This window comes from Actinacidiphila sp. bgisy167 (assembly GCF_965342175.1).
Lineage (GTDB): Bacteria > Actinomycetota > Actinomycetes > Streptomycetales > Streptomycetaceae > Actinacidiphila.
On the sequence record NZ_CBDRBL010000034.1, the window covers coordinates 41,150 to 62,624 of the forward strand.

The window sequence follows — 21,475 nt, forward strand, 5'->3', positions numbered from 1 at the left end:
GCTAAGAGGTCGCGCGACCTCTAAGCCTGGGCGGTGCCGCAGCGGAGGGTCTCGTCGGGAATGGGGAGTTCGAACCACACGACCTTGCCCGTGCCCAGGCGGCGGGCGCCCCAGTGGGCGGCGAGGTGGTCGACGACGTACAGGCCGCGGCCGGCCTCGTCCTGCGGTCCGGCCCGGCGGACCCGGGGGACCAGGGGTGAGTCGTCGCCGACCTCGCACCGCAGCACGTCGGTGCAGAGGAGGCGCAGCGTGATGGGGCGGGATGCGAAGCGGACGGCGTTGGTGACCACCTCGCTGACGAGGAGTTCGGTCGTCTCGAGCATCGGGTCGAGGCCCCAGCGGTGCAGGGCGCGGCGGGTCAGGCGGCGGGCGTGGCACGAGGTCTCGGGCTGCGGGGCGAGGTACCAGTAGGCGACGCTGTGCGTGGGGAAGCCGTCGAAGCGCGCGGCGAGCAGTGCGATGTCGTCGTCACGTGAGCCGCCGGGGCCGAGGTCGCCGAGTGCCTGGTCGCACAGGGCCTCGATCGGCGGCGGGACGAGGTCGCGTCCCGGGGTCTGGATGCGGGCGAGCAGCTGCTCGACCCCGGTCCAGATGTCATGGCCGCGGGACTCGACCAGGCCGTCGGTGTAGAGCAGCAGCGTGGCACCGGTGGGCGCGGGCAGTTCGACGGTCTCGAAGTCCACGTCGCCGACGCCGATCGGCGCGCCCGCGGGCACGGGCAGCACCTCGCCCTTGCCGCCGGGGAGGAGGACGACCGGCGGCAGATGGCCGGCGTTGGCTATCAGCAGTCGGTGCGAGATGGGGTCGTACACCGCGTACATGCAGGTGGCGATGTGCTCGATGCCCAACCGCTGGGCCTGTTCGTCGAGATGGTGCAGGACCTCGTCCGGGGACAGGTCGAGCCCGGCGAGGGCCTGCACGCTGGTGCGGAGCTGGCCCATGATCGCGGCGGAGGTCATCGAGTGCCCCATCACGTCGCCGACGACCAGCGCGACCCGGCTGCCGGGCAGCGGGATGGCGTCGTACCAGTCGCCGCCCACCCGCGCGGACTCCGAGGCGGGCAGGTAGCGGCTGGCCAGCCGGACCCCGGTGGGCTCCGGGAGGGAGGCCGGGAGCATGGTGCGTTGCAGCGTGTCCGCGACGGACGCCTCGTGGCCGTACATCAGCGCCTTGTCGGCGCCGAGCGCGGTGTGGGTCGCCAGTTGCGAGGCGACCAGCAGGTCGTCGGAGGTGAAGGGGGACCGCTCGGGCCGGCGCAGCAGGGACAGGGTGCCCATCAGGCGGTCGCGGCCGTGCAGCGGGGCGATGATCAGGCGGCGGCCGGGCGGCAGCGTGTCGGGCGGGTCGGCCACCGGCCCGAGCAGTTCCCGGGCGGCGGGCGCGATGCCGGGGGCGTCGCCGAAGACCGGGCGGCCCTCCCGCAGGAACTGTGTGAGCCGGCCGGTGGTGCTCAGCGTCACGTACTCCGAGATACCGGGCGCTCCCGGGTGACTGACGCACCGCAGCGCCATCGGCGGCGGCTTCGGCGCGGGGGCCGGCGTGTCCGGCCACGGCACCCCCGGAGGGGGCCGCTCCGGGTCGCGCGGCCGTGTGGGGTGCAGGTGCAGGACGACGGCGTCCGCGGTGTCCGCGGTGTTCGAGGCGTCCTTGCGCTCCCCGGTGTTCGCGCTGTGCCCGCTGTTCCCGCTGCGCCCGCTGCGCCCCTGCTCCCGGCGCTCCCGGCTCTCCACGCCCTCCCAGGTCGGCAGGGGGTCGTGCAGATGGACGTAGATCGCGTCGGCGAAGGCGGGTACGGCCGCCGTGTCCAGCTCGCGCAGCGTCTCGTCCAGATCCATGCCGGCGGCGATGCGCCGGGTCGCCGCGTCGAGGTAGCGCAGCCGGTCGGTCTGCGGCTCCCCGGGAGGGCGGGGGGCGTCGGCGTCCCGGGGCCACGGGGCGGCACGCTCGGGCGGTTCCGCCCCGCCCGCGGCCGGGCCGGGGTCTCCGCCGGAGGTGCCGTGCCGCGCCACGTCCTCGTCCGTCCCGCCTCAGCCGATCCGCCGGCAGCAGAGGAAGACCTGTTCCTCCGGCGGTACGTCGCTGAAGGCCGGGGCGTAGGTGTACGAGAACTCCTTGACGATCTCGAAGCCGCCCGACTCGATGACGTGCAGCAACTCCTCCCGCAGGTAGCCGGAGACGCGGATGGTGCAGCCGAGGAACGGGATGGCGAAGTCGTCCACGTCGGCCTCCACCATCGACAGGGCGAACAACCCGCCCGGGGTGAGCAGCTGATGGATCGTGCGGAGGGCGTGCGGGATCTCCGCACGCGGCAGCATCAGCAGGGAGAAGAAGGCCGCCACGGCGTCGAAGCGGCCGAGCGCGACCGGACCGCCGGGGCGCAGGTCGGCGACGTCCAGCTGGTGGAAGGTGGCGTCCGGGACGTAGGTTCGGGCGAGTTCGAGCATGCCCTCGGACAGGTCGATGCCGACGACGTCGAACGCCGCGTCGCTCAGCTGCCGGGCGGTGGGGAGGCCCGTGCCGCAGCCGAGGTCCAGCACGCGTGACCCGGCGGGCAGGGTGTCCACGAGCCACACGCCCGCGGAGCGCTGCCCCTCCTTGTGCGGGAAGGCCTCGTCGTAGCGGTCGCCGATGGCGTCGAAGGCCTCGGCCTGGCCGCTCCGGTCAGGTCGGCCGCTCTCGTAACCGCGCCAGACGGACGTGTCGATCACGAAGAATCCCTTTCGTGCTTGTCCTCAATTATCCCATGCAGTCCTTTTGTCGCCTCCCGGTGCTCCACGTCCCCTTCGTCGCGTCAGTGGCGCCGTCTCCCGGAGGTCACCGGTGGCCACTTCGGGCATCCGGCGCATCTCCTTCCGCGGGTACGGGCGGCACTACGGTGCCGGCGGTACGGACGGGGCGCGTGCGCCGCGCCGTACCGCGCCCGTATCGTGGGGCCACCGCGAGCACACCGGCCCAGGGCCGCTCCGCCGCGCGTACGCCGCCGACGCCCACCGCACTTGCCAGGAACCGGACCTCATATGACCGCATCCTCCGTGCACAGCACCGCCGACCTCTCCTCCCTCGCCGCGGGGACGCGCGACGACCTGCGCGCCTACGCCGAGCTGGGGGGCTTCACGCTGACTGCCGACACCCACGCCTGGTACGCCGCCGCGGACACCGTCGCCGGTCCCGAGGAAGCCCGCGCGGCCTCCACCGTCCTCGCGGAGCTGCGCAACCGCGACCTGCCCGCGCTGACCACCGCCGCACGCCGCCTGGGGGAGGCCGAGGCCCTGGGCATCGAAGCGCCCCGCACGGTGGCCGAGTGCCGCACGGCGGTGTCCCTGCTGATGCGGGTACGGCAGACGCTGCGCACGCTGAGCGCCGACGCGTACGACGTCGCCGAGGCCGAGTTGGACGAACTGGTCGCCGCGACCGCCCGAGGCGCCTGGCGCCGGCAACGCGGGGTGAAGGTCGGCTGGCTGCGCCGCCGGTCGCTGCGGGGACGTGCGCGCGGGCTCGTCTCCGGACGCCAGCGGCGCGACGCCGTGCACACCGCCCTGGCCTCAGCGGCGACCGAGCGCACCGACTGGGCCGCCCTCGGCGGCAGCGGCCGCCCGGCCGTCCCCGCGGACGCCGACTTCCTCGACGAGGCCTCCCAAGCCGCCGAGGCCGCCGCCACCGGGCTCACCGAACTGGGCCGCCTGCTGCGCCCCGACGCGGCGCTGGACACTCTGCCCTTCGACGAACTCGCGCGGCTTCTCGACCGCCTGGCCGCGGACGAGGGCACGCTGTACAGGCTGCCCAACCTCAAGGCCACCCGGCAGCGCCTGGAGGAGAGGGGCCTCGGCACGCTGCTCGCGGAGCTGACGGAGCGCCGGGCGGACGCGGCGGAGGTCGGCGCGTTGCTGGTCGAGGCGGCCGAGGCGGAGACCCCGGCCGTCCCTGAGCCGCGCGTGACGTCCGACGCGGAGGAAGAGCCGGAGGGCGAGGGGCAGCCGACGCAGGAGGCGGAGGACCAGGCGGAGCCGGCGCCAGCCGCGGAGGCTCCGGCCGCCGAGCCCGAGGCGGTCACCGCCGAGGCGGAGGCTGCTTCTCCTGCGCCCGAGGCCGCTCCTGTCGAGGCCGAGCCCGTGGTTCACGCGTCGGGGGCGGAGGACGTGCGGGCGCTCGAGGTGGTCGCTCCTGCGGAGCACGAGCCGGACGCGGTCGTCGCGCCCGCGCCCGAGCCGGAGGCGGTCGTCGCGCCCGCGCCGGAGCCGGAGGCGGTCGTCGCGCCCGCGCCCGAGCCCACGCCCGAGCCGGAGGCGGTCGTCGCGCCCACGCCTGAGCCGGTCGCGGCGCCTTCCGAGCCGGTCGCGGCGTCCGGGCCCGCAGCGGCGAAGAAGCCGCCCCGGCGGCCGCGGAAGCCGAAGATCACGCCGGGTCAGGCCGTGACGGCGTACTCGGCGAAGGAGCTGGCGGCGCTGGTCCGGTGGATCGACAGCGACGGCGAGGAGCGCTCGGACGACGCGCTGCTGCGCGCCGCGATGAAGGAGCTCGGCTTCGCCCGGCTGGGCCCGCGCATCAAGGAGGCCCTGGGCGCGGCCGTGGCCGAGGTGCGCGGCTGACGGGGCCGCGCGTCATCCGGCGCGCGGTAGGGGCTTGGCTTCGACCCGCACCAGGACGGTGCGGGTCGTCGCGTTCCGGCAGGAGTCGGTGATGGTGGCGGTGAACGCGTCGGTGCCGGAGAACCGCTCGCGCGGGGTGTAGGAGAAGAGGCCGTTGGCCTGCTGGACGAGGACGCCCCGCGCGGGCTCGCTGTGGCCGGTGACGGTGATCCCGTTCCCGGCGACGCCCTTGAGGACGTCGCCGGTGGCGTGGCCGTGCGGGCCGGACGTGACGCGGAGCCGGCCCGGCACGAGGATGGGGCGCGCGACGGCGTAGACGCGGTGGGCGGCGTGGTCCGAGACGTAGAGCCAGCCGTTCGGCGCGAGGGCGGTGCCCCAGGGCTGTTTCAGGGGGACGGACCCCTTGGTCCCGGCGCGCGGGGACGGGTAGAAGTGGGAGCCGTCCTCGGTGACGGCGAGGCCGTGGACGTCTTTGGTGCTGAGCTCGGCGGCGGCGGGCACGGGGGTCACCCGGCCGTCGTGGTCGATGCGCCGGACGCGCCCGTCGACGACGGCGTAGACGTTGCCGGCGCGGTCGGCGGCGAGGGCGCCGACGGTGGCGCCGGGGAAGTAGCGGACCGTGGCCTTCCCGCCGGGCGGGATCCGCCGCAGGCCGTCGGCCGCGCGGCCCGAGACGTACACGGAGCGGTCGCCGCCGACGGCGATGGCGTCGTGCCGGCCGGCATCGGTGAGCAGCGTGGTGGCGCCGCGGCCGTCGGCGCGCAGGGAGACGGCCCGGCCCTCGCCGGAGACGTAGACGGTGCCGTCCCGGCCGACCGCCAGGCCGTACGGGGCGAAGTCGATGGTGGCGAAGGTCGTGATGACGGGTGCGGAACCGGCCGTGCCCGCGGTGACGCGGCGGACGGCGCGGTTGGCGGAGTCGGCGATGTAGAGGCGGCCGGCGGCGTCGGTGGCGAGCCCGGCCGGGCCGTTCAGGGTGGCGGCGGTGGCGGCGGCGCCGTCACCGCCCCGGCCGGGCGTGCCGGTGCCGGCGTAGGGGGCCGGGGCGCATCCGGCGGCGGGAGCCATCGGGGCGGCGCTGCCGGGGGCCGCGGTGAACAGGACGGCGGCCGCCCCCAGCAGGGCGGCGGCGGTCCTGAAGAGGGCGGGCCGGTGACGGCCGGGACGTCCGGTGAGTGGGCGCACGTCGGGCTCCGCGGTGTGAGGTGGGGCAGGCCGGCTGGCACTGACCGGTGCTGACGGGACGTCATCAATGTGGCAATCCCCGCCCGTTCCGGCGCGCCGGGTGACCCATCGGTGGGTCGCCCGAACGGCGCCGCCTGCCGCGCCGCCCCGGGCGGGGGAGCCCCTGACGGCGGGGAGGCGGCGCGAGTCACAGCGCCCGCGCGACCTCCGAAGGGCGCTTCGGTGCCCGAGTCGCGGCGCGGGGAATGCCGAGATTTCACATGGACGCCCTTGTCAGGTCGATTTCTACGCGCGTAACTTGAGCCGGTCCGCCGTGCGCCGCCCGTCGTGACGGGCTGTTGGACCCGATAGGAGAGAACCCTCGTGCCGATCGCCAGACCGAGCCGACGCCGCGACCGCGCCGCGGCGCTCGCGCTGATATCGACCGGAATCGCCGCCTCCGTGGTGCTGACCGGGCTGCCCGCCGCCCATGCGACCCCCTCGGCCGAGGCGGTCGTCGCCGAGGTCTACGGCGGTGGTGGCAACTCGGGCGCGACGCTGACCAACGACTTCGTGGAGCTCGCGAACGCCGGCTCCGCCGCGTACGACCTGTCCGGCTACAGCGTGCAGTACCTGCCCGGCGCGCCGTCCGCGTCCTCCAAGTGGCAGGCGACCCCGCTCACCGGGCAGATCGCCCCCGGCGGCCGCTACCTCGTGTCGGAGTCCGCCGGCGCCGGCGGCACGACGCCCCTGCCGGCCCCCGACGCCAGCGGCTCGATCGCGATGAGCGGCACCACCGGCACCATAGCCCTGGTCTCCGGCACCACCCCGCTGACCTGCCTGACCGCGGCCGACTGCACCGCCGACCCGCGCGTGGTCGACCTCGTCGGCTTCGGCACCGCGGTCGTCCGCGAGGGCAGCGGCCCCGCCGCCGGAGCGAGCAACACCGCCTCCGTCGCCCGCGGTGCGTCCCTGGTCGACACCGACGACAACGCCGCCGACCTCACCGCGGGTGCGCCTTCCCCGGTCAACTCCGCAGGGCAGACCCCGGGCGGCGGCACCCCGGACCCGGACCCGACGCCCACCCCCGAGCCCACCGAGCCCGGCACCACCCGGATCCACGACATCCAGGGCTCGACCCGGGTCTCCCCGCTCAAGGGCCAGACCGTCACCCGGGTCCCCGGCATCGTCACCGCGGTCCGCAGCACCGGCTCCAAGGGCTTCTGGATCCAGTCCGCGGAAGCGGAGGCCGACGCGGACCCGCGCACCAGCGAGGCCGTGTTCGTCTACACCGGCTCCGCCAACCCCACCGTCGCCGTCGGCGACACGGTGCTGGTGAGCGGCAAGGTCTCCGAGTACTACCCGAGCAGCGGCAGCCAGTCGGTCACCGAGGTCACCGCCCCCGCCACCACGGTGCTCTCGTCCGGCAACGCCCTGCCCGCGCCCGTCACCCTGGACGCGTCCACCGTCCCGGCTGCGTACGCGCCCGACGCCGGCGGCGGCAGCATCGAAGGTCTGCCGCTCGAACCGGCGCGCTACGCCCTGGACTTCTACGAGGCCCACGAGGGCGAGCTGGCCCGGTTCTCCGACGCGCGCGTCATCGGCGGCACCACCCAGTACCACGAGGTCTGGGTGACGGTGAAGCCGGACGAGAACCCGACCCGCCGCGGCGGCACGGTCTACGGCGCGTACGACCGGCCCAACACCGGCCGCATCAAGGTCATGTCGATCGGCGCGGGCGCCGGCGTCCCGACCGCCGACGTCGGCGACGAGCTGGCCGGCACGACCAGCGGCCCGATCGACTACGACGGCTTCGGCGGCTACACCCTCCAGGCCACGCAGCTGGGCACGCTGGTCGCAGGCGGCCTCGAGCGCGAGGTGACCCGCAAGCAGAAGGGCGGTGAGCTCGCGGTCGCCACGTACAACGTGGAGAACCTCGACCCCAGCGACCCCGCCGAGAAGTTCGCGCGGCTCGCCGACGGCGTCGTCACCAACCTCTCCTCGCCCGACATCGTGGCACTCGAGGAGATCCAGGACGACAACGGCGCCACCGACGACGGAACGGTCACCGCCGACCAGACCCTGCGCGAGTTCACCGACGCGATCGCCGCGGCGGGCGGACCACGCTACAGCTGGCGGTCGGTCGACCCCGCGGACGGCACCGACGGCGGTGAGCCCGGCGGCAACATCCGCCAGGTCTTCCTCTTCAACCCGGACCGCGTGCAGTTCACCGACCGCCCCGGCGGCGACGCCACCACCGCGGTCAAGGCGGTGCCGACCCGCAAGGGCGTGGAGCTGTCGGTCTCCCCGGGCCGGATCAACCCCGGCAGCGAGGCGTGGCGCTCCAGCCGCAAGCCGCTGGTCGGCGAGTTCCGCTTCCACGACAAGCAGGTCTTCGTCATCGCCAACCACTTCAACTCCAAGGGCGGCGACCAGCCCCTGCACAGCGTCGACCAGCAGCCGGTGCGCGGCTCGGAGGCGCAGCGGAAGCTGCAGGCCACCGAGGTCAACTCCTTCGTGAAGTCGCTGCTCGCGGCCGACCGCAACGCCGACGTCGTGGTCCTCGGCGACCTCAACGACTACGAGTTCTCCGACACGGTGGCGACCCTCACCTCGGGCGGCGTCCTGACGGACCTGCTGACCACGCTGCCGCAGTCCGAGCGCTACACCTACGTCTACGAGGGCAACTCGCAGTCGCTGGACCACATCCTGCTCAGTCCGGCGCTGCGCCGCTTCGACTACGACGTGGTGCACATCAACGCGGAGTTCGCCGACCAGGCGAGCGACCACGACCCGCAGATCGTCCGCATCAAGCCGGACGGCCGCTGACGGCATCCGGGCCGCCGGCGGCACTTGGTACGGCGGGCGGCACCCCAGTCGAGGGCGGCACCGGCGCGACGCCGGCGCCGCCCTCGCGGCATCACCCGGGGCGGGCCGTCACCGGGGGTCCGGCTCCGGGTCGGGGAAGCCGCTGGCGGGCGCGTCGGAGCCGGTCCACGCGGCCAGCAGCTGCAGGGCCGCCTCGGAGGTGGAGCCGGGCTCGGCGGTGTGGATGCACACCAGCTGGTCGCTGTCCCCGGGGAAGACCACGTGCTCGTACGACAGGGTGAGGTCGCCCACCACGGGATGGTGGTAGAGCTTCACCCCGTGCGACTTCGGGCGCACGTTGTGGTCGGCCCACCAGGCGCGGAACTCGGAGCTCTTGATCGTCAGCTCGCCGACGAGCTCGGTCAGCCCCGGGTCGTCGGGGTGGCGCGCGGCGTCCAGCCGGAGGGCGGCGACCGTCTCGGCGGCGTGCTTGTCCCACTCCCGGTGCAGGTCCCGCGCCGCGTCGTCGAGGAACATGAAGCGGGCGAGGTTGCGGTCCCGGTGCGGCAGCGCGTCGAAGTCGGTGAGCAGTGTGCGGGCCAACCGGTTCGCGGCCAGCACGTCCGTGCGGCGGCCCAGAACGAACACGGGGGTGCGGTCGCCCAGCAGGTCCAGCACGCGATGGACCTCAGGTCGCACCCGCTGCGGGCGCTGCGGCCTGCGGCGGGGCGGGGTGCGCTGCCGTGCCAGCTCGAAGAGGTACGTGCGCTCGGCCGCGTCCAGCCGCAGGGCGCGGGCGACGGCGTCAAGCACCGCCTCGGAGACATTCAGGTGCCTGCCCTGCTCCAAACGGGTGTAGTAATCGGTGCTCACCCCGGCCAGCCGCGCCAGCTCCTCCCGCCGCAACCCCGGCACACGGCGCGGCGCACCGGTGACGGTGATGCCGGCGTCCTGCGGGCTCAGCCGGTTCCTGCGGGCCCGCAGGAAATCCCTGAGCTCGGCGTTGTGCTCCATGTGTTCCAGTATGGGCGGCCGATCATGAGGCGGCCCGGCGCGCACAAGCGCGTAGAGGCGCGTACGGGCGCGGGGGCTCGGGCCGGCGCGGCGGTCCTGAGGCCGGCCACCGGGTACGAGCGCGCAGGCGCCTGCCTGCCCGCTGCCTGCCGTGGTGCACGGATCGCGCGGGCGGCGCCCCGGCCCGGGGCACGACCGCGCCCGCTGCCTGCCGTGCGCCCCGCGCGGGTCCGGGCGGCGCCCGCCCCGCCGTCGTCGGGCGTGGGCGGTCCGGCGGCCGGCCGCCGGGTCCGTACGCGGTCCCTACCGGCGCCCGTCCACGGGCCGGTGCGGGCGGCGCGCCGCTGGAGGAGGCGGCCGCCGCCGGCTATCCGGATCTGATCGTGACCCTGGGCGGCGACGGGCGCGCGGGCGCCCGCCCGGTTTCCGCCCGCAGCGGCGAACGGACCACGGGCGGCATCCCGCCCAGGAGCGGACCGTGCCGCCCGCCTGCCGTGCCGCCGCTGCCTGCCGTGCGATCCGCGCGGGTCCGGGTGGTACGCCGCCCGTGGCCGCGGCCCCGCCGGCCTCGCCCGTGTCGACCGCGCGCGGCCTTCCGTCCGCGCCCCGCTGACCGCCCACTTCCTTCCCCGTGCACACAACTCCGTTCACGAGGAGTATGAATGACGGTGCGTCAGCGTAAGCTGGGGCCGAGGGGAGGCGTCATGGACACGTACGTGACCATTGGCTTGGCTGGCGGCAAGGACGCGGCTGAGGACCTGCGCAGGCTGGAGGTCTGGCTGCGGGCCGACGAGGAACTGGCGCCGCTGGTCGTCCGCAGGGAGCGGCCCGCTGACGAGAGCATGGGCGTCGCCTACGACCTGCTGCTGATGATCCTCCAGGAGAGTCTGCAGGTCACCGCGCTCACGCTGCTCCGCGCCGTGCGCAACCACCTGCGCAACCAGCCCGGCGACTCGCTCAGCGTCACCGTACGCGCCGGGGACGTCGAGTGCGTCCTCACCAGCCGGGACTCCCTGACCCGCGGCGAGCTGGAGGCGATGGCGGCCCGCATCCGCCAGACGCTGGAGAACTGAATCCGGAGGAAGACGGCCCTGGGGAGGTCCGGCGGGCATGCCGTACGAACCGTTCGCATCCCGGTCGCGGGCGGTCCTGATCGGGGTGTCCCAGTACGAGCACGCCCGTGACTTCTCCAACATCCCCTCCGCCAGGGCCAATGTCACGCGGCTGCGCGCCGCGCTCGTCTCCGGCGGACTCGGCCGGTTCATCCCGCGCACCGTGGAGACCCTCGCCGAGCCGCGCACCCGCGACCGCGCGCTGCGGCTGATCGCCCTCGCCGCCGCGCAGGCGCAGGACCTGCTGCTGGTCTACTTCACCGGGCACGGCTACGTGGACCTCACCTCCGGCCGGCCCGAGCTGTATCTGATGACGCGGGAGTCCACCAAGAACGGCGCCCGCCTCGACGGCATCCCCTACCGCGACCTGCTCAAGCTGCTGGCCTCCTCGCGCGCCGAGCGCGTCGTCCTCGTCCTCGACTGCTGCTACTCCGGCAACGCGGGCCTGGTGCCGCTTCCGGAACGGCCGTTCTCGCTGATCACCTCGTCGGCGGTCGGTTCGCGCATCCACAAGGGCGACGGCATCGACCCGACGCCCTTCACCGGCGCGCTGGTCCGGGTGCTGACCGAGGGCACCGACCCGTACGACCCCGTGACGGTGCAAAGCCTGGGCGTCCGGCTGCACGAACTGGCCGGCGAGTACGCCGCCGCGCTCGACGAGAGCGTGGACTACGACCCGTGGTTCCCGACCGAGCGCTCCAGCAACAGCTCCGGCGACACCGTCCTGTCCCAGGCCCGGCTCACCCCCCGCCCCGCCCGCGGTGCCCGGTGGCTGGCGCCGCTGCGCCGGCTCGCGCAGTACGCAGGTTTCTCATGGACGTGGACAGCGGGCCCTCATCAGCCGCTCTGGCACCGGGCCGTCGGGCTCGGCACCGGCCTGGCCCTGCTGGCGGGCGGCGTCACCGCCTGGACGTACGCCCACCGACCGCCACCGCTGTGCCCGGCCCCGCTGGAACTGCGGGTCCTCACCGCTCCGGAGACCCGCGCCGCGCTCAGCTCCGTGCTCGACGCCTTCCAGGACAGCGAGGCCGACGGCGCCACCGCCTCGCTCGGCGGCCGGCCCGAGGGCTGCGGCCAGATCAACACCACCGTCTACGCGGCGCCCACCGACCGGGCCGTCGCCGCCTTCCGCTCCTCCGCCGCCTGGGCCGAGCCGGAACGCGCCTGCGCGGGCGGCGCGGAGGACGGGGGCAGCACGGACGGCGGAGACGGCGAGGACCGCGAGGACTGCGCGATGCCGCTGCGGGACGTCGGGCCGCACCCGGATGTGTGGATACCGGCGGCCGGCACCGCCGTCACCCGGGTCCTCGCCGAGACCCGGCGCCCGGAGAGCGTCGTCGCCCTCGGCAGGCCGGTCACCCTCGCGCACTCCCCGGCGGTGGTCGCCACGACCACCTCGCTGGACGGAGTCGAACGCACCGGCAGCACCGTGCAGCAACTCGTCGACGCCGCCCACGCGCAGGACGTGGTAGTCCGCAGCGCCGAACCGCACTCCTCGGACGCGGCCCTGCACCAGCTGCTGCACCTGAGGCCCGGCACCCGGGTCACCACGGACGCCGTCCCCCCGGCGGACGACCGGGCACTGGCCTGCTCCGCCCGCACCTGGCTGGTCGAACGGGGCGGCACCCAGCAGGCCCTGCTGACCGCCGAGTCCACCCTGGCCGGGCTCGTCACCCCAACCCTGGAATCCCGTCCCCCCTGCCTGGGGAACCAGTCCGACCCCTACACCGCCTACTACCCCTCCGACGTGCCGCCCCTGCGCCTCACCTTCGTACCGGTGACGTGGGAGACCGGCCGGGCCGACCGCGCCGACCGCGCCGAGGCGGTGCGCCGGCTCGGCGCGTGGCTCGGCTCCCGCCCGGGGCAGCGGGCGCTCGCGGCACAGGGCTTCCGTACCGACGTCAGCGGGACGGAAGAGGCCGACGACACCCCGCTGGACAGCGCCGTCTTCGTCGCGGACCCCCGGGCGGGCGGCCGGCCGCCGACCCGCGAGGACATCGAGGACGCGCTGCGTGCCGGCGGGGAGGCCGCCGGCACCCGGCGTGACGTCCTCTTCGCCGTCGACGTCTCCAGCTCCTCCCACTCCCGCGCCAACATCCCGCTCGTGCGCTCCGTGCTGGCCCGTGCCTCCGGTTACCGCTACGGCATCGCCGCGGTGCCCGGCCGCACCCTCCTGGACATCGGGGCGCACGACGCGGCCGCGCGGGACGCCGCGATCCGCGAACTGGCCTCCGTCGAGCGCGACGCCCCCGTGGCCGCCGCCCTGCGCCAATGGTCCCGGGCCCTGGCCGATTCCCCCGGCGCCCTGATCGTCCTGATCACCGACGACGAGGACAGCGCCGGCGAGGAGCCGCCGGACACGGACGTCCCCGTCCTGGTGGTCTCCCTGGAGGCCTACGGCTGCTCGCTGCACTTCAACAAGGCGGTGACGGAGAACGGCGGCGCGTGCCTCGCGATCACGCGGGATCTGCCGAACCGGGTCGCGGAGACCATAGACCGCCTCACCACGGGAGGGTCATGACAGCCCCGGCCCCCCGCGGTGCGAGCGGCGCCCGTCCGCACCCGCACGCCACGGCGCTGCCGCGTCCCGCCGTGCCTTCGCGGAGCCGGCGGCGGAGCGTCATGGGCTTCCTGCTCATGCTGGCGGCAGGGGCGTGCATCGGCCCCACCGCGGCCCCGGCCCCGCCGCCGCGCCCCGACCCCTCCCGGCCGCTCGTCGTCGCCAGCGACGCCGACCTCACCGCCGGCGGGCGAGCCGGCGTCCGCCGCGGCCTGATCGACGAGTGGAACCGCCGCAACCCGGACCGGCCCGCCCGGCTCGTCGAGCTGCCCTCCGCCTCCGACGAGCAGCGCAGCGAGCTGATCGGCGCCTTCCAGTCCGGCAGCGCCAGCTACGACGTCGTCAATCTCGACATCAGCTGGATCCCCGAGTTCGCCGACAGCGGGCTGCTGCGTCCGCTCGACCCCGCCCTCGTCGACGGGGACTTCCTGCGCCAGGCCGCCGACGCCGGCCGCTGGAAGGGCCGCACGTACGCGGTGCCCTTCAACACCGACGTCGGCCTGCTCTACTACCGCACCGACGACCTCGCCAAGGCCGGCCGCCGCCCCGCGGACCTGTCCGGCTACGCCACGATCGGCGACCTGCTCGCCGACGTCCGCCCGCTCGGCCACGCCGCCTACACCACCCAGCTGCGCGCGTACGAGGGCCTGACCGTCAACACCCTTGAAGCCCTGTGGACCGCGGGCGTCGAACTCGTCGACGGCGACGGACGCTACACGGGCACCGAGGACGCGCTGCGCGAGGGCCTGGACGAGCTCAACCGGCTGGCCGCCGCCAACAACCTCAACCCGCAGTCCCTCGAGGCCGACGAGTCGGTCACCCTCGCCCAGTTCGCCGAGGGGCGCAGTGTGCTGATGCGCAACTGGCCCTACGCCTACAACCGGCTCGACGCCGCCCTCGCCCCCGGTGTGCGCTTCGGCGTGGCCCGGCTCCCGGGCGTCGCGGCCCTCGGCGGGCAGAGCCTGGGTGTCGCGGCGACCAGCGACCGCCCCGGCGACGCCTCGGACCTGATCCGTTTCCTGACCGGACGCAGCGCCCAAGAGGCACTGCTGCAAGCCGGCTTCGCTCCCGCACGGCGATCCGCGTACGGAGCCGGGGACGTCGACTGTGACGATCCTCACGACCCGCGCGCCTGGTTCTACGACCGCCCCACGCGCCGCGGCTCGGAGTCCTCGCCCCGGCCGACCGCCGCGACCCCCGGTTACACGACCCTGCTGTGGTGCGCGCTGCAGGCCGCCAGGGCCCGTCCGGCGACCGCGCACTACGTCACGTTCACCCGGGTCCTGCAGCGTGAAGTGCACGGAATGCTCGCCGCGCACAGCTCCGCCGACGCCTCGGCGGAGCGCCTCCACAGCCGTCTGGGGCGCGCCCTCGGCGGCCGGGGCCCGGGGTGAGCATCACTCCTCGTAAGCGCGGCACTCTCTTGCGCATAACGACTGACGTACGCTCACATTTCCCGTTGGTCACGGCGGTCGCAGCCCGATGTCCTGTTATGTCGCGTCTATCCCCATAGATTCCCGTCAGGAAGTCGCAAGAGTGGCTTGGAATTGGCGGGCGCCTCTATTAACGTTCGATAACGCAGCGCGGTCGTCCCGCCGCCGACAGGGCGGCGCCGCGCGCTTGCCGAATCCCGTCCGCGGGAACCGGGGAACCACTTCCTGGGGTGAATCGGGGGCCTTCGCGGCCCTCGTAGGAGACCTTCCTGCTCCGAACCCGTCAGCTAACCCGGTAGGCGAGAAGGAAGGAAAGGAGTGCGCCCGCGTGGCGTCGAACGAGCCTGCCCTCATACCCGGACAGCAGCAGGGTTCCGTCTCCGCGTACCCCGAGTGGGACACCGCCGAGTGGAACATCGCCGCCGGCTGGAACCCTCCGGCTGCCGAGCAGGCGCCGCCGACGAAGAACGCGATCGACGGCTGGGACACCGGCGAGTGGAACATGGCCGCCGGCTGGCTCGCCACGGCGCCCACCGAGACGACGACCCCTCAGGACACCGTCCCCGCACAGCACGACGGAGCCGGGCACGGGGCGTACGAGACATACGCCGCGACCGCCGCCGCGACCCCGGCCGCCGCCGGACCGCGGCCAGAGGACATCGAGGCCTTCGGCACCGTCCAGGCGGCCGACGTCCCCCGGAGCACCGAGGGCGCGCTCGACGAGGGCGCGCTCCACGAGGACGCGCCCGACGAGGGCCCGCAGGCCGAGCCCTGGAACCCCACGGAGGAGTCCGCCGGCCCCGTGCGCGGCCGGCACCGCGTCGCCAAGCAGCGCTCCCTGGGCCGCGGTTCCGCTGTCTTCGGGGTCGCGGCCGTGGCCGTACTGGGCGTCGGAGGGGCCGCCACCGCGGAGGGCAAGAACCCGCTCGCCGTCTCCCTGCCCCACCTGCCCGACGCGTCCCGACTGCCCGGCGTGGGCGCGCTCGTCGGCGACGACAGCGCCGCCGAAGCCGAGCCCGTCGTCGCCGAGGCCCTGACCCCGGACGCGGGCGAGGTGCTGCGCAGCCGCATCCTCGACCAGGCCCAGCAGCAGCGGCAGGCCGCCGATCGGGCCGCCAGGACCGCCGCGCTGCAGGAGGCCACGGCGAAGGCCGCCAAGTCCGCCGCGGAGGAGCGGGTCCGCGCCGAAGCGGCCGCCAAGAAGAAGGCCGCGGCGGAGGCGGCGAAGAAGCTGGAGGCCCAGCGCCTCGCCGAGCTCGCCAGGAGCTTCGTGCTCCCGGTCGCCTCGTACTCGCTGACCGCCGGCTTCGGCGAGTCCAGCTCGCTGTGGGCCCACACCCACACAGGCCAGGACTTCGCCGCCCCCACCGGCACCCCCGTCAAGGCCGTGCACGGCGGCACCATCACCGCGGCCGGCTGGGCCGGCTCGTACGGCTACCGCATCATCCTGACCCTCGACGACGGCACCGAGCTCTGGTACTGCCACCTCTCCTCGATGATCGTCACCTCCGGCAAGGTCAACACCGGTGACACCATCGGCCGCGTCGGCGCCACGGGCAATGTCACCGGCCCCCACCTGCACTTCGAGGTGCGCCCCGGCGGCGGCGAACCGATCGGCCCGATGGGCTGGCTGCGCGGCAAGGGCCTCACGGTCTGAGGCGAGCGGCCGGTACGGGACGACGCGCGAGCAACGCCCACCGGACCCACCCCAGTACCGACCGCGCTGCGGACGGCGTTCACCGGCCGTCGACCGTGAACGACCGCACGAACTCCGGCGGCCCTGGCGACACCCCCCGCCACCCAGGGCCGCCGGTCCGCATCCGCCTCCCGACTCCCGCGAGCGCCGGGCGTCAGCGCCAGGCGCTGCGGGACGCTAGGGCACGACGAAGTTGTAGAGCTCCGAGATCCTCGGCGGCCCGCTCGGCTCCGGGAAGCCCGACTCCTTGGCGGCCGGCAGCATGATCTCCATGAAGGACTCGAGCGCCTGAGTGGACTGCCAGACGTTCACCAGCCGCAGGCCCTCGTTGGTGACCACGGCGGCGTGGGCGAGCAGACCCGAGGGCGGATGCTCGGGCCCGAACCCCGCGCGGTGGTTCGCTTCCTCGTACTGCAGGGCCGTCACACCGGGAAACTCGACCTCCGTCAGGACCGGCATGGGAACCTCCCGCCTCCCGCCGACACGCCTACCGCCCAATCTCCTCTCGACGCACCCCGCCCGCAATCCGGAACGCGGCCGGGGACCGGCGGGAACGAGGCCGGCGACGGGGCCGGAGCGGTAACGCGGTCAGAGCGCCTCCAGCCGTAGGTCCGCGGAGTCGCAGGCCGCCGTCTCGTCGGCGTACACCTCGCACATCGGCCGCCCGTCGGGTGTCATCGTGTGCTCGACCTCCCACAGGCTGATCTCCTCCCCGGTCGCCAGCAGGAAGGCGTGCTCGTACAGCGTCCAGCCGGCGACCCGGCCGGTGCCGATCCTGGTGTGCCGACCGGTGATGTACGCGATGTCGTGGCCCACCGCGGAGCCCAGCCGGCTGCGCAGTTCCTCGCCGGGCGCGTCCGGGTTCTCGGCCCGCCGCAGAACCCGCCACGCGTGCTCGGCCGAGTGGTTCTCCGTGTACTGCCGGTGCCCGGGCGCCAGGTCCATCGCCTGCTGAGGCGGCCGCGCCGGCCAGCCCTCCGTCTCCGCCCCCATCTCCCGCGGGGCGGGCTCACCGAAGCGCGCGTCGATCATGTGCTGGGCGACGGCCAGAGCGTCCGGGTCCGAGTACACCTCGTACACCGGTTCGTCGCCGCCGGGGCCGGTGTTGTGCTCGATCTCCCACAGCAGCTGCGTGCTGCCGTCGGCCAGCAGGAACGTGTGCCGCAACGTCCTGCGGCTTAGCCTGCGCGGAGGCCCCTTGCGCTGGCGGAAGGACGCCAGCTCCGTACAGCCCATCAGCGCGGTTGCCAGCCGTTCCATGACGCGGTCGTCGATGTCGAAGGCGTTCTGCGCCCTGGCCAGCACCACCTCGACGTCCGCCGGACCCGCCCCACCTGGTCGCGCGTTCCCCATGCGGTCCTCCTGCTCACGGCATTCCCCGCGCACCACTGCGAGCACACAGCGTAGTGGCGCGGACGCGCTCCGCGTCAGAAGTCCTGGAAAAAAGGTGCACGCCCGCCCGTAGGAGGCGCGTAACGCGCGAAAACGCACGTGTCAGGCTGCCACTATGCGCCCATGCGCGCACTCTTCGTAGGCCTCTGCACCCTCGATGTCATCACGCTCGTCGACCATGTCCCGGCTCCGAACGAGAAGCTCACGGCCCGCGCCCAGACCGTCGCCGCCGGCGGCCCCGCGACAGGTGCCGCCGCCACTTTCGCCCAGCTCGGGGGCGAAGCCGTTCTGCTCACCGCCTTCGGCGGGCACCCGCTCGCCGGCGCTATCAGTGCCGATCTCGCGGCACTCGGCGTGGACGTCGTCAACCTCACCGCGGACTCCCCCGAACCCCCGCCCGTCTCCACGATTCTGGTCACCGAGTCCACCGGCGACCGGGCAGTCGCCTCCACCAACGTGTCCTCAGGAACCGCTGTGCTTCCTCCGGGAGACCTCTCCGTCCTCGTCGGCGACGCCGATGTGGTCCTGGTCGACGCCCACCATCCGGCCCTCGCCGTCCCCGCCGTCCGCCTCGCGCGCGCGGCCGGGGTCCCGACCGTCCTGGACGCGGGCAGTTGGCGCCCCACCACGCCCACCCTGCTTCCCTACGTCGACGTGGCCGTCTGCTCGGCCGACTTCCACCCCCCGGGCACCACCACTCCGGCGGAGGCCCTCGCCTTCCTCGCGGACGCCGGAGTCCGCTGGACCGCCGTCACCCGGGGGCCGTCCCCCATCCTGCGACCCGACGGGGAGATCCCCGTCCCGGCCGTCAGCCCCGTCGTCGACACACTCGGCGCGGGGGACGTCCTCCACGGCGCACTCGTCCACCACCTCGCCGCCCACGTCACGACCCGCCTCACGCCATCCGCCCTCGACGCCGCCCTCCGCGACGCCGCCACCATCGCCTCGCGCTCCTGCACCACCTTCGGCCCCCGAGCCTGGATGCGCACATGAGCCCCGCCCTGGGGCCCTCAGGACCGCCCGCGCCGCCGCCCCGCGAACAGCATGAACAGCCCGACGCTCATCCCGAGTACTGCCCACCCGACGGCGGCCTCCGACAACGACCGCTGCGTCCGATCCGGCAACAGCGACAGGCACCCGAGCACGACGAACATCGCCCCCAGGTAACTGAGCCCCGCCGTCAGCATCCACCGCACCAACCGGCCCGACCGCACGTTCGACGACTTGTTGCCCATGGGGACCCTGCCCTGTTCCTCGACGCCACGGCGACCACCGGGGCCCGCTCGACCGAGCCCTCCGCAGTGCTTCAACGGCCACCCAACGCGCCCGACACGGGTACAGCCACCATCCTGTAGCACCGAGCCGATGCCGTTTATCTGATCTACTGCTCGCGCGACCGCGTAGCCCAGAGGACGAGCGCGCTAATGGCGGTGCCGATCACAAGCACTAGCCAGCTGAGTTCGACATCGCTGAACGAGGCCTGCATGGCTTCAGGGAGCAGAGCCACACTGATAGGCACGAAGATGGCGGCGACCATACAACTTGCGACGAACGTCAGCACGCATCGAAGAATTTTGCTGCGCATTGCTGGTGGCGTGCCATTGTTCATTACCGTGCTCCGTCTTGCTACTTAATGATGTTGTGACACTGGGTCCCGCGCTTGGCTCCGGCGGCGAAGAAGTCAGCGCACGCCTTTCCGTAGTGCTTCAACGTTCGCCGCGTCGTGTCGATGCGCCCCAATGACACAAAATCTGCGCAGCTCGTGTGCACTGGTCCCTTGCTGACGAGGTAAGTGCGCCCACTGGTGTCCGAATAACGCCAATCAATGTGCCAGTTACACCAGCGGCCGCCAGCCGTGTCGCCGCCGAGCGTGTCCTGAATGGATGCCTCCTCTCGGGTGATGGTGCGTCCGGAACCCTGGATGAAGTGCCCGATGGAGGTGGTCGGCAGGCAGAGTTCGACCCCCTTGGCGTCGAAGCAGAAGCCCGTAACCTTCCCATACCCCAGAGCGGTTGCCGATGCCGGTGTCGAGAAGCTGACTACCGTGGCGACGGCCGTTGACGTCGCGAGAGCGACCTGCGACACGTAACGCGTCACTGCGTTGATTCGAACCATGGGATGCCTCCGGTGGTCTTGATGACGTGACGCACCAGGAACGCCGGTCTCCCCCGACGCGATACGTGGTGTTGCGTGGCGGTGGCACAACGTCGCTCGGGGGAGTGGTGCAGGAACCTTAAAGCATCAGTTCTGCAACAGGAGTTGGCTTGTCAGCCTGTGGCGATGGCCGAGTAGGTCCAGACATCCGCAGGGAGTCGGTGCTGGAGGCGCCAGACGATGCCCATGGGCTTGCTGCCCTTGTGGCTGACGTACTCGGCCGGGCCGAGGAGCATCCAGGGCTGGGGGCCGCCGATGTCAGTCTTCTTGTAGCGGCGGACGAAGAGCAGAACGTGGCTACCTCGTGTGCGGTGGTGCTGGTAGCGGAGCCCTGTCGGGGAGGTGTCGGACGTCTGGTTCTGGGACTCCCAGTGGAACTCGAGATCGTTGCGGGCGTAGTCGTGGTAGCGCGTCTGCGGAGAGAAGTCCTTCTCGTCCTTCTCCAGCGTGATGAAGAGCGCGTCTGTCTCTATCGACTCGCACCACTTCACACCCTCGCGGAAGTGCCCGGGCAGGAAGGCGCCGAGCTCGGACTGTCGGAGGGCCGGGAGGATCTCCTCCCGACTGTAGGAGGCGTGGATCGTCAACGGCACTTTGCTCAATGCCCCGTCGAGTGGGATGGGGACGTGGTCGGTGCGGTCCAAGCAGTGTGCGAGGACCTGGCGGAGTTCGTCTCGGACATGGGGCTGCGCGTGGAGCGCGTCGAGGCCGGTTTGGTAGGTGGGGAAATCGTTACCCAAGGGCCATAGGGAGAAGAAGAGCATCCGGGCGTAGTCCTGCCCGCGTGGGTCCAGTTCGTCGTAGGTGGGAGCGTCGTCGGCCAGTAGTCGCTGGTAGGCGGTGATCCTCACCGGGTCGTCGACATGGAGGAACGCGGGGACGCGCTTGAGGAGGGCTGATTCACCCTCGGGGTGGGTACTGGGCAGCAGCTTGGCCCGGCGCAGCAGACCCGTCCAGGAGTTGCCCCCGCGGTAGATCTCCTTGATGTCGCGGCGGCTCTCGGTGAGGTACTCCGCAAGGCTGGGGCTTGCGTACATACTGACCTCGCGGGCCAGATGGGTGACGTTGACGTTGATCTGGCTGCGGATGTTGTTGATGACGAGTTCCTTGGCCTTGCGCTCAAGGATGATCTGGCAGCCGGAGGGAAGCTGTGGGAAGTCGTGCTCGATGTTTCTGAGGAGCCTGTTGCGCGTGAAGTTGGTGAGCGCGCGAAACTGCTCCTCGAAGCGGAATTCCTTGCGGTGCTGCCCGATGAAGTCGAGAACGGTGAGGACGGCCTTGCCTTCGCTGCGGCGGAGGCCGCGCCCCAACTGCTGCAAAAACACCGTCGCGCTGGACGTGGGGCGAAGGAGCAGCAGCGTGTCAACGTCGGGGATGTCCAGTCCCTCGTTGAAGAGGTCGACGGAGAACAAGATTTGCAGGCTTCCAGCCCGCAACTGTTCAAGGGCGGCCTTTCGCTCGTCCCGCGGTGTCTCCCCTGACAGTGCCTTGGCCTTGAGACCGGCTCGGCAGAAGAAGTCCGCCATGAACTCAGCGTGGGCCACGGACACGCAGAA

The 21,475-nt window shown here is 73.1% G+C and carries 17 protein-coding genes and 1 riboswitch; of the genes, 7 read left to right on the plus strand and 10 right to left on the minus strand.

Translation table 11 applies throughout. The annotated features are described in order from the left end of the window. Nucleotides 1–20: 20 nt before the first annotated feature. Nucleotides 21–2,009, minus strand: a complete 1,989-nt coding sequence (locus tag ACRWND_RS15725) for a SpoIIE family protein phosphatase (protein WP_431949646.1) — start codon at nt 2,007–2,009, stop codon at nt 21–23. An 18-nt stretch (nt 2,010–2,027) separates the two neighbouring features. After that, the gene (locus ACRWND_RS15730; RefSeq protein WP_431949648.1) at nt 2,028–2,708 is read right to left on the minus strand and encodes a class I SAM-dependent DNA methyltransferase; all 681 of its coding nucleotides are present in this window, start codon (nt 2,706–2,708) and stop codon (nt 2,028–2,030) included. A 309-nt stretch (nt 2,709–3,017) separates the two neighbouring features. Between ACRWND_RS15730 and ACRWND_RS15735 the strand changes: the two genes are divergently transcribed. Further along, on the plus strand, nt 3,018–4,586 hold the full coding sequence (locus tag ACRWND_RS15735) for a hypothetical protein (RefSeq protein ID WP_431949650.1): 1,569 nt from the start codon (nt 3,018–3,020) through the stop codon (nt 4,584–4,586). Nucleotides 4,587–4,598: 12 nt separating this feature from the next. Here ACRWND_RS15735 and ACRWND_RS15740 read toward each other — a convergent pair whose 3' ends face one another. Continuing rightward, entirely contained in the window at nt 4,599–5,771 is a 1,173-nt protein-coding gene (locus ACRWND_RS15740) for an Ig-like domain-containing protein (protein WP_431949652.1), read from the minus strand. A gap of 414 nt (nt 5,772–6,185) precedes the next feature. Between ACRWND_RS15740 and ACRWND_RS15745 the strand changes: the two genes are divergently transcribed. After that, entirely contained in the window at nt 6,186–8,579 is a 2,394-nt protein-coding gene (locus ACRWND_RS15745) for an endonuclease/exonuclease/phosphatase family protein (protein ID WP_431949676.1), read from the plus strand. A 108-nt stretch (nt 8,580–8,687) separates the two neighbouring features. Here ACRWND_RS15745 and ACRWND_RS15750 read toward each other — a convergent pair whose 3' ends face one another. Beyond that, on the minus strand, nt 8,688–9,572 hold the full coding sequence (locus ACRWND_RS15750) for a helix-turn-helix transcriptional regulator (RefSeq protein WP_431949654.1): 885 nt from the start codon (nt 9,570–9,572) through the stop codon (nt 8,688–8,690). 704 nt (nt 9,573–10,276) lie between these two features. On the opposite strand from ACRWND_RS15750, the gene ACRWND_RS15755 reads away from it, so the two are divergent. The 4 genes from ACRWND_RS15755 to ACRWND_RS15770 all read left to right on the plus strand — a co-directional run bounded on the left by ACRWND_RS15755 (nt 10,277) and on the right by ACRWND_RS15770 (nt 16,334). After that, on the plus strand, nt 10,277–10,645 hold the full coding sequence (locus tag ACRWND_RS15755) for an effector-associated constant component EACC1 (RefSeq protein WP_431949656.1): 369 nt from the start codon (nt 10,277–10,279) through the stop codon (nt 10,643–10,645). Nucleotides 10,646–10,682: 37 nt separating this feature from the next. Next, complete coding sequence (locus ACRWND_RS15760; RefSeq protein WP_431949658.1) at nt 10,683–13,205, plus strand: caspase, EACC1-associated type; 2,523 nt, start codon at nt 10,683–10,685, stop codon at nt 13,203–13,205. Nucleotides 13,206–13,306: 101 nt separating this feature from the next. Beyond that, the gene (locus ACRWND_RS15765; protein ID WP_431949660.1) at nt 13,307–14,638 is read left to right on the plus strand and encodes an extracellular solute-binding protein; all 1,332 of its coding nucleotides are present in this window, start codon (nt 13,307–13,309) and stop codon (nt 14,636–14,638) included. 217 nt (nt 14,639–14,855) lie between these two features. Continuing rightward, nucleotides 14,856–14,994: riboswitch (cyclic di-AMP (ydaO/yuaA leader) on the plus strand. Nucleotides 14,995–15,179: 185 nt separating this feature from the next. Further along, a complete protein-coding gene (locus tag ACRWND_RS15770; protein ID WP_431949678.1) occupies nt 15,180–16,334 on the plus strand; it encodes a M23 family metallopeptidase in 1,155 nt (384 codons plus the stop codon). A 216-nt stretch (nt 16,335–16,550) separates the two neighbouring features. On the opposite strand, the gene ACRWND_RS15775 is transcribed toward ACRWND_RS15770, so the two are convergent. Continuing rightward, nucleotides 16,551–16,832 carry a hypothetical protein gene (locus ACRWND_RS15775; protein ID WP_431949662.1) on the minus strand — a complete coding sequence of 94 codons (282 nt, stop codon included), beginning with the start codon at nt 16,830–16,832 and terminating at the stop codon, nt 16,551–16,553. A gap of 129 nt (nt 16,833–16,961) precedes the next feature. Continuing rightward, the gene (locus ACRWND_RS15780; RefSeq protein ID WP_431949664.1) at nt 16,962–17,726 is read right to left on the minus strand and encodes a DUF6227 family protein; all 765 of its coding nucleotides are present in this window, start codon (nt 17,724–17,726) and stop codon (nt 16,962–16,964) included. A gap of 162 nt (nt 17,727–17,888) precedes the next feature. Here ACRWND_RS15780 and ACRWND_RS15785 point away from each other — a divergent pair, with 162 nt between their 5' ends. Then, the gene (locus ACRWND_RS15785) at nt 17,889–18,758 is read left to right on the plus strand and encodes a PfkB family carbohydrate kinase (RefSeq protein ID WP_431949666.1); all 870 of its coding nucleotides are present in this window, start codon (nt 17,889–17,891) and stop codon (nt 18,756–18,758) included. A gap of 17 nt (nt 18,759–18,775) precedes the next feature. Here the strand turns inward: ACRWND_RS15785 and ACRWND_RS15790 are convergent, their stop codons facing one another. From ACRWND_RS15790 to ACRWND_RS15805, 4 genes are all read right to left on the minus strand, one after another. Next, nucleotides 18,776–19,000 (minus strand): hypothetical protein, encoded by a 225-nt coding sequence (locus tag ACRWND_RS15790; protein WP_431949668.1) that lies wholly within the window; start codon nt 18,998–19,000, stop codon nt 18,776–18,778. A gap of 146 nt (nt 19,001–19,146) precedes the next feature. Further along, a complete protein-coding gene (locus ACRWND_RS15795; RefSeq protein ID WP_431949670.1) occupies nt 19,147–19,374 on the minus strand; it encodes a hypothetical protein in 228 nt (75 codons plus the stop codon). A 17-nt stretch (nt 19,375–19,391) separates the two neighbouring features. Continuing rightward, nucleotides 19,392–19,880 (minus strand): hypothetical protein, encoded by a 489-nt coding sequence (locus tag ACRWND_RS15800; RefSeq protein ID WP_431949672.1) that lies wholly within the window; start codon nt 19,878–19,880, stop codon nt 19,392–19,394. 152 nt (nt 19,881–20,032) lie between these two features. Next, nucleotides 20,033–21,475: DUF3427 domain-containing protein (locus ACRWND_RS15805; RefSeq protein ID WP_431949674.1), on the minus strand; the 1,443-nt coding region annotated here is incomplete at its 5' end.

What these genes read in the sequence shown, in the direction of transcription:
- ACRWND_RS15735 (WP_431949650.1), top strand. Translation starts at nt 3,018, where the DNA reads ATGACCGCATCCTCCGTGCACAGCACCGCCGACCTCTCCTCCCTCGCC.
- ACRWND_RS15750 (WP_431949654.1), bottom strand. Translation starts at nt 9,572, where the DNA reads ATGGAGCACAACGCCGAGCTCAGGGATTTCCTGCGGGCCCGCAGGAAC.
- ACRWND_RS15755 (WP_431949656.1), top strand. Translation starts at nt 10,277, where the DNA reads ATGGACACGTACGTGACCATTGGCTTGGCTGGCGGCAAGGACGCGGCT.
- ACRWND_RS15760 (WP_431949658.1), top strand. Translation starts at nt 10,683, where the DNA reads ATGCCGTACGAACCGTTCGCATCCCGGTCGCGGGCGGTCCTGATCGGG.
- ACRWND_RS15765 (WP_431949660.1), top strand. Translation starts at nt 13,307, where the DNA reads ATGGGCTTCCTGCTCATGCTGGCGGCAGGGGCGTGCATCGGCCCCACC.
- ACRWND_RS15770 (WP_431949678.1), top strand. Translation starts at nt 15,180, where the DNA reads ATGGCCGCCGGCTGGCTCGCCACGGCGCCCACCGAGACGACGACCCCT.
- ACRWND_RS15775 (WP_431949662.1), bottom strand. Translation starts at nt 16,832, where the DNA reads ATGCCGGTCCTGACGGAGGTCGAGTTTCCCGGTGTGACGGCCCTGCAG.
- ACRWND_RS15780 (WP_431949664.1), bottom strand. Translation starts at nt 17,726, where the DNA reads ATGGGGAACGCGCGACCAGGTGGGGCGGGTCCGGCGGACGTCGAGGTG.
- ACRWND_RS15785 (WP_431949666.1), top strand. Translation starts at nt 17,889, where the DNA reads ATGCGCGCACTCTTCGTAGGCCTCTGCACCCTCGATGTCATCACGCTC.
- ACRWND_RS15790 (WP_431949668.1), bottom strand. Translation starts at nt 19,000, where the DNA reads ATGGGCAACAAGTCGTCGAACGTGCGGTCGGGCCGGTTGGTGCGGTGG.
- ACRWND_RS15795 (WP_431949670.1), bottom strand. Translation starts at nt 19,374, where the DNA reads ATGAACAATGGCACGCCACCAGCAATGCGCAGCAAAATTCTTCGATGC.
- ACRWND_RS15800 (WP_431949672.1), bottom strand. Translation starts at nt 19,880, where the DNA reads ATGGTTCGAATCAACGCAGTGACGCGTTACGTGTCGCAGGTCGCTCTC.